The 6,000-nt window shown below is 70.0% G+C and carries 4 protein-coding genes; 2 read left to right on the plus strand and 2 right to left on the minus strand.

Annotation, left to right across the window (positions count from 1 at the left end; genetic code table 11):
* Positions 1-631 precede the first annotated feature (631 nt).
* A complete protein-coding gene (locus ACZ4SA_RS09020) occupies positions 632-2,050 on the minus strand; it encodes an O-antigen ligase family protein (protein ID WP_468271370.1) in 1,419 nt (472 codons plus the stop codon).
* A gap of 442 nt (positions 2,051-2,492) precedes the next feature.
* Between ACZ4SA_RS09020 and ACZ4SA_RS09025 the strand changes: the two genes are divergently transcribed.
* Positions 2,493-3,671, plus strand: a complete 1,179-nt coding sequence (locus ACZ4SA_RS09025; protein WP_468271373.1) for a glycosyltransferase — start codon at positions 2,493-2,495, stop codon at positions 3,669-3,671.
* Positions 3,672-3,722: 51 nt separating this feature from the next.
* Positions 3,723-4,928 (plus strand): glycosyltransferase family 4 protein, encoded by a 1,206-nt coding sequence (locus ACZ4SA_RS09030; RefSeq protein WP_468271375.1) that lies wholly within the window; start codon positions 3,723-3,725, stop codon positions 4,926-4,928.
* An 82-nt stretch (positions 4,929-5,010) separates the two neighbouring features.
* On the opposite strand, the gene ACZ4SA_RS09035 is transcribed toward ACZ4SA_RS09030, so the two are convergent.
* Positions 5,011-5,637: a class I SAM-dependent methyltransferase gene (locus ACZ4SA_RS09035; protein ID WP_468271378.1), complete on the minus strand. Its 627-nt coding sequence runs from the start codon at positions 5,635-5,637 to the stop codon at positions 5,011-5,013.
* Positions 5,638-6,000: the final 363 nt, after the last annotated feature.

Genomic DNA, 6,000 nt, shown 5'->3' on the forward strand with positions numbered 1-6,000 from the left:
TCTCCACGGTCGTGCTCACCACCGGCGCTGTCCAGCAGGTGCGTAAAGCATGTGGTCCGCCTGCCGCCGAGCCCGTCGCACTGCCACCGGGCCTCATGACGTTCCTGGTGAAGACATCGGCGACCGGATCGGTCTCCGCTGCTTCGGAGAGCGGCGTTACCGTGCTCGCCGGAGTGTTCGGGGGCCCCACACTGGTGACGTATCTGAAGGTGGCCACGTCGATGGCCCGTCTCTTCATGACCTTCGTCAGCCCTGTCGCAGCGCAGCTCTATCCCCGCCTGGCGCTGGCGGGAGCTCATGGACACCGTTCAGCGGTGATGAGGGACGCCCTCCGCTCCAGTGCGCTGACCGGGGCGGTCGGGGCGCTGGCGGTGGCGGTCGCGGCTCCCCTCACCGGACTGCTCCTGGGCTTGGTGTACGGCGCCGCGTACACGGCGCTGTCGACGGCGGCGGTGGTACTCCTGGCCGGGGCCGCGCTGCGCGGCACGGTGATCTGGGGCAAGGTGCTGCCGGCGGCTCTGGGGTTTCCCGGCGTACGGCTGGCGTTCCTGGCGGCCGAGGGCATCTGCCAACTGGCCATGCTGGTCGCAGTGACCCAGCTGTGGGCGGGCCCGGAACGCATGGCCCTGGCCTACGCCTCGAGTTGTCTCTGCCTGCTGGCGTTGAGCACGGCGTGCTGGTTCCTCGTGCTGCGGGTGCTCGTCAGGTCCCTGCCACATGCAGGTCCGTCGACCGCGCCGGCCGGCAAGCCCGCCGGAACGACGCCCGCATAGGTGGCAGGGCCCTCCGCCGACGCTCGTGAGGACCCCTCTCCTGCCGTCGTCGGCTGGTCCGACGGCATGGGCGCATCACCTGCCGGGGCCAGCCCCATACCCGCGTAGGTGAAAAAGAGCAGCGTCAGCATGGACCCTGCGTACAACGTCATCTCCGTGAGCGACATCGCGAGCACCGCGACCGTGAACAGCAGCGGAGCGCCGCGCCTCGCCACCAGACGGTGGAGCAGCCGGCACAGGAAGAGCGCCAGCAGCAGCACGCCCGGTACGCCCACCGAGGCGAAGACGCACACGAACAGGTTGTACGGAAGGACTTGGTCCACTGCCTGGTAGAGGTAGGACGGCACCGAGTGGTCGTTGCCGAACGAGGCGTAGCCCCATCCGCTGCCGAAGAGCGGGCTTTCGAACCCGCGACGCAGGCCGGCTTCGATGCTCTGCCAGCGGTAGTCCGCGCTGGTGGAGTTGAGCCCGAACACGCTGGTGACCCAGCTGACGGCCTGCAAGCCCAGCAGGCCGAGCACTGTGAACACGACGAGGAGCCTGGACAGCGTCACCCGCTTCAGGGCCCAGACGACGAGCACGACGACCGTTGCGAACCAGACGCTGCGGGTCTGCGTGAGGAAGATGCCGGAGAGCAGCACGGCGCCGACAAGCCACGGCCAGGGCGTCCGGAGTTCCGATGTCAGCAGAGGGCACAGTGCCGCCAAGAGCAGGCTCCCGGTCTGCGCGGGATCTCCGATGTCCAGGCCGACCAGCCTCGTCTGGTCCTGAATCACTCCGCCGACGACGCTGACCAGGGCGTAGCAGGTGACGATGGCGTAGACCGGCTTCCGGTTCGTCCGGTGACGGGCGAGGAGGAGGAACACGGCGCCGTAGACGGCCATCCGGAGCAGCGGGGTCGCCGATGTGCCCGCGTGGAGTGTGGCCAGCAGAGACCAGCCGAAGAACAGCGCCAGGCACACGGCGAGGTACCCGTCGAGCTTCACCTCGCCCGCACGCCGCCGGAGGAGACAGCCCAGGCACGCGAGCACCAGCAGATCGCGCAGCAGCAGCGGCCCCACGAGAGGGGACTGGAGAGCGGTGAAACCCAGGCCACTGCCCGTCACGACGGCTGCCACCAGCAGGGCTTCGGGTGGCAGGAAGAGCGCGGAGAGCGTGATCACGGCGATGAGAGCCACGGGGAGCGGCCCGCCGGAGCCCGCAAAGTGGGCGATCAACGCCACCGCAACCGTGAGTCCCAGAATCGGGACGGCCTCCCGGGACAGGACCCGCATCATGTGTTTCCTCCGCCGCAGACGGGACAGCTCCTCGTGTGAGTCCCGCCGAGACGTCGCAGGTGCGGACGGAAGAACATCGAGCAGGCGCCCTCGGACATGTCGAGTGCCGAGTATCGCCGTGCCGCGGACCGTTGCAGATCCGGCGCGCGGAAACGCCCTACCCCTCCGCGTGCAACGACGCCCGATGATGTCCGCCAGAGGGGTGTACGGACGTCCGCAGCGGCCCGGTCGGGGACCCCACCCGTGTCCGCCGTGTCAGGCTGTGGCGGCTTCCACAAAGCGGAGGGGCCGAGCGGGGAGCATGCTCAGCGCGCTGCGTCGACGCAGGACGAACAGGCCGCCCCTTCCATGGCGCCGACCGGGCAACTGGCTATTTGGAGGAAGATGTGACGCCTCGGGACAACCCGACGTTCACGTGTGCCGTACTGGGCGGCGGCCCGTCATGACCGCGGGACTCCACTCCGCCGAATCCGTATCCGTCGTTCCGGTGCAGAGCCGGATCACGGTGGTCACGCTCTCGGGCTCCCGGCAGGCGGACGTCAAGGATTCTGCGGACTTCCGCACCTGGAGCGCGCTTGCGAGCCGTCTCGGCACCGCCGAGTGCGTCTGGGCGGGCCCGGACCTGGAGTGCCGGCGAGGAGCGCTGCACGTGCTCAGGCGCCCCCGAGGCCCGGGAGTGCTGCGCTCGCTGGTCTGGGCGGCCGGGTCGGCACGCCATGGGGTGCGCGTCGCGCGGGCCGCCCTGCGCAGGGGGGAGGTCGTCGTGGTGAACGGTGCGGAACCCTGGGGGTGGCCGTCCGCCTGGATCGTCGCACGCGCCACGAGGTGTCCGCTGCTGATCGACGTCCACGGGGACCTCCTGGCGCTGCCGGTCGCCGTCTTCGGCCGCTGGCGGCGGATCGTGCTGCGGCAGGCCGCCGTCACCTTCACCCGGCACGCCGAGGGCTGCCGGGTCGTCGCCCGGTCGATGCAGGACGGGCTGGCCAGGCGAGGCATCCCCTCGGTGCTCGTCCCGCCGCGGCTACTGCCCGTCTGGGAGGAGCCGTTGCAGCGGGACAGGCCGCCGCTCGCCGATCCAACGGCCCCTCAGCTTCTGACGGTCGGCCGGCTCCACCCCTCCAAGGGCCTTGACCTGCTCCTGCCGGCCATGGCAGACCTCGTGCAGACGCTCCCCTCGGCGCGGCTGCGGATCGTGGGGGACGGACCGCTACGGGTCCCCCTGACCGAACAGGCCGCCCGGCTCGGCCTGGCGGACCATGTGGACTTCCTCGGCGCACGCGGCGTCGACGAGATCCGTGCGGAACTGACCCACGCGGACCTCTTCGCCATCTCCTCACGGGACGAAGGACTGCCGAGGACCCTTCTGGAGGCCACGGCCGCCGCGGTTCCGGTCGTCGCGACCGCGGTGGGCGGCATTCCGGCCGCCGCGGCACGCTGGGAGAGCGTGACGCTGGTGGCACCGGACTCTGCCTCGATCGCGGACGGAGTACGCCGGGTCCTCGCATCCCCGCCGAGCAACCAGCAACTGTTCGCGGTACGCGACGACGTTCTCGCGCATTACGGCTTCGACGTGAACATTGACGCCGTGGCCGCCCTCATCCGCTCTGTCGGGGCCACGTAGGGCGAAGGTCCTTGGACGGCACCAGCGAACAAGAACAGCGAGGAGGTTGTCGTGGACCGAGCGTCGGCGGACGGTCAGCAGGCGCGGGAGTGCGCACCGGTCCCCGAGGCGCGGAACCCGCGCGCGAGGCTGGTCTATGTGGTCCCCCATCTGTCCGAGACCGAGTCGGAGCACTTCGCCCATATCCCGGCCCTGCTCGCGGCCCTTGGGCAGCGGATCGACGTCGCGGCAGCCGTCGAGCGAGGGAACCCGCCGGCTCGCCTCGCCGGCGTGCGGCTGCTGCTGCGCGTTCCCGGCCGGAGCCGTCTGAGCCGCTTCCTGGGCACCGTCCGCACCGTCCACCGCTGTGCCCGGGCCGGCTACCGTACCTATTTCCTGCGCTACTCCACACTGTTCGTGACCGTACTGATCCTCACGCGCCCGGTGTACCGGCACCGCATCCTTCTGTGGCGCAGCGGTACGGCGGATGTGCCGGTGCCGGGCGAGCGCATCACGTGGCACCAACGGCTGCGTCGTCTCCTCAACCGGGTGACGGCACGGTCGGTGCACTGCCTGGTCACCGGACCGGAGTCGATGATCCCCGTCATGGCCGGCCAGTGCGGCGTGCCGAGTCACCGGATGCGACTGCTCTACAACGACATCGACGCCGAGCGGTTCGCCCCGCTGGCCCCGGAGGCACGACGCGCGGCGCGGGCGAGGCAGGGGTGGGGCGACGCCGAGTTCGTCCTGCTGTACGTCCACCGGCTTTCGTACCGGAGAGGGGTTCGTCTCCTGGTGCCGCTGCTCACTGCGCTGCGCTCGCAGGAGGAGGTCCCGACCCGTGACGTCCGGCTCGTCGTCGTGGGCGACGGCCCGGAAAGGTCACGGCTGGAACGTGCGGCGGCCGATCCTGTGCTCGACGATCGGATGCAGGTAGTGGGGCCGGTGCCCAACCGCGACCTTCCCGAGCTGTACGCGGCGGCGGACTGCCTCGTCATGCCGAGCTACGAGGAGGGGTTTCCACGAGTGCTTCTGGAGGCGATGGCCTGCGGCACTCCTGTCGTGACGACGGACGCAGGCGGATCAGCCGACGTGGTGGGCGCCGACTACCCTTACGTGGCACACGTGGGTGACCTGGACACACTGACCGGCCACGTCCGCGCCATCCTGCTCTTGCCCCCGGAAGAGCGTCGCGCCCTCGGGCATCAACTACGGGAACGCGCGTGCAAGGAGTTCTCACCACAGCGCGCAGCCGCGATGCTGGAAGCGATCCTGTGACGCCTGCACCACCGTTCCCCGGCGCAGGATCCCGGGACCCGGACGACCTGGGCCGCAACATGGCACGGCCCAGGCCTCGGCATCATCCGACGGGTGCAAGCAGCGCCAGATAGGTGGAACCCAGCAGGTTGGGCCAGCGGCACACGACCCGCCCGATACGCTGCGTCTGCGGACCTGCCAGCACCCGCTCGTCCGCAACCCGCCAGCCATGCTCGCGCCCCGAGTTCCGTACGAACGCGCGCGCCTCGTCCAGCGAGAAGAACCAGCGGTGCCGGTCGCTGGGCCGCGCCATGGGCAGTCCGTACTTCTGGGAGATCGGCTTCCCTCGCAGATGCCTGAGACGGGTCCTCACCTCATAGGCGTTCGGGAGCGTGATGACGACATGCTCGCGCGCCACACGGCACAGCTCCGAGAAGGCGTTATGGAAGTCGTCGGTGTGCTCCAGGACATCGAAGGCGGTGACCACGTCCACCGACCCGTCGTCGAAGGGCAGACGTTCCCCGAGATCGGCCACCACCTCCGCCGACGGGTCGATGTCCACACCTACGTATCGCACCTGACGGCCCTTCAGCGCCGTCTCGAGCTCACGTGTGCGGCATCCGACATCGACGACGGTGCCGCGCCAGATGGACGGATAGACACGCACGATACCGGCCGCCTTCTGTAGTGCCATGCCGCCCTCGACCTTGGCGATGTCCATCGTGCGCATCGGTACTCCTTCTGTCGTTTCGCATTCATGTGAGACATGCCCTTCAGCTGCAATGTCGTCCCAACGCCGCTGCGTAGCAGTCCTCGACGCGGCCCGCCACCGTAGGCTGGCCCAGTTTTGCCGCCGCCCGCCTGCCAAGGTCGCTGATCCGACTACGGGCGACGCGTCGTCGAGCAGGGCGCGCAGCCTGGCGATCAGGTCCGTCCTTTCCGCGGTGCGGAACACCCGGTGGGCCCCGTCGGCAAGGGCTCCTCGTCGTCTTGACCGGAAGCACTCGATGCCCGCCCACCGGCCGCGGGGGGGGGGGGGGGGGGGGGGGGGGGAGAGGGGGGGGGGAAGGGGGGAAGGAGAACGCAAAGAGGG

It is taken from the genome of Streptomyces sp. NPDC027962 (assembly GCF_055566095.1).

Coding starts and splice junctions, on each gene's coding strand:
- ACZ4SA_RS09035 (WP_468271378.1), bottom strand. CDS start 5,637: ATGCGCACGATGGACATCGCCAAGGTCGAGGGCGGCATGGCACTACAG.
- ACZ4SA_RS09025 (WP_468271373.1), top strand. CDS start 2,493: ATGACCGCGGGACTCCACTCCGCCGAATCCGTATCCGTCGTTCCGGTG.
- ACZ4SA_RS09020 (WP_468271370.1), bottom strand. CDS start 2,050: ATGATGCGGGTCCTGTCCCGGGAGGCCGTCCCGATTCTGGGACTCACG.